Annotated in this window: 1 protein-coding gene; it reads right to left on the minus strand. The window is 62.9% G+C overall.

Annotation, left to right across the window (positions count from 1 at the left end; all coding sequences use genetic code 11):
* Nucleotides 1–9: 9 nt before the first annotated feature.
* Nucleotides 10–958 (minus strand): IS630 family transposase gene (locus D3227_RS40405; protein WP_120019466.1). Its coding sequence is split into 2 segments (ribosomal slippage): nt 10–621 and nt 623–958, totalling 948 coding nucleotides; the frame shifts between segments, so codons are not numbered across the junction.
* Nucleotides 959–1,018 lie beyond the last annotated feature (60 nt).

A 1,018-nucleotide genomic window follows, 5' to 3' on the forward strand; every position in this document is an offset into this window, starting at 1 on the left:
TAGAGCCTTTCAGGTTTTGACGGAAGCATATCCGGCGTTGTTGAAGTAGTTTGAGCATTCGTCGGGTTCTATGGTGGCGACGAGGTGTCCGATGTGTCGCCAGGTATCGGCGATGGTTCGCTTCTGTGCCGCTCGCATCCAGTGCTTGATCTTGGCGAAGGCCTGCTCGATCGGGTTGAGATCAGGCGAGTAGGGCGGCAGGTACCAGAGCCTGGCGCCTGCGGAGCGGATCATCTGCCGGATGGCGGCCGACTTGTGGGAACCGAGATTGTCCATGACGACGATGTCGCCGGGTTCGAGCACCGGCACGAGTTGCTGCTCGACATAGGCCCGGAAGCACGGGCCGTTGATCGGCCCGTCGAAGACGCAAGGTGCAGTCAGCCGATCGCAGCGCAGCGCGCCGAGGAAGGTCAGCGTGCGCCAATGGCCATGCGGAGCCAAGCCGCGCAGACGCTTGCCCTTCGGCCCCCAGCCTCGCAGCGGCGCCATGTTGGTCTTGATCCAGGTCTCGTCGATGAAGACCAGCCGCCGCGCATCGAGACCGGACTGCCAGGATCGCCAGCGCTGTCGTCGCCGCGCGATGTCGGCGCGGGCCTGCTCAAGAGCGAACAGCGTTTTTTTTGAAGCTTAGGCCCTCGCGCCGCAGGAACCGCCACACCGCGTCGTGCGACACCTTCACACCGCGCGCCGCAAGCTCATCCTTCAGGCGGTGCAGCGACAGATGCGGCGTTTGGTTGATCTGCTCCACGATGAAGGCCCGGTGTGGCTCCAAGACACGCTTGCGGTGACCGCCCATCTTGCCAGGCACGACAGAACCGGTCGCTCGGTAGCGCTGCGACCACTTCACCGCCGACGACACCGCTATGCCAAAGCGAGCAGCCACCGATCGGCAGCTTTCGCCGGCCTCGATCGCCACAACAACACGCTCACGAAGATCATTCGAAAGAGGTCGCGTCATCCGATGCTGGCCTCCGATCCAGCCAGCATCTTGAATCACAAATCAGCCAAAACGGGAATC

Source organism: Mesorhizobium waimense (assembly GCF_003601975.1).
Classification (GTDB): domain Bacteria; phylum Pseudomonadota; class Alphaproteobacteria; order Rhizobiales; family Rhizobiaceae; genus Mesorhizobium; species Mesorhizobium waimense.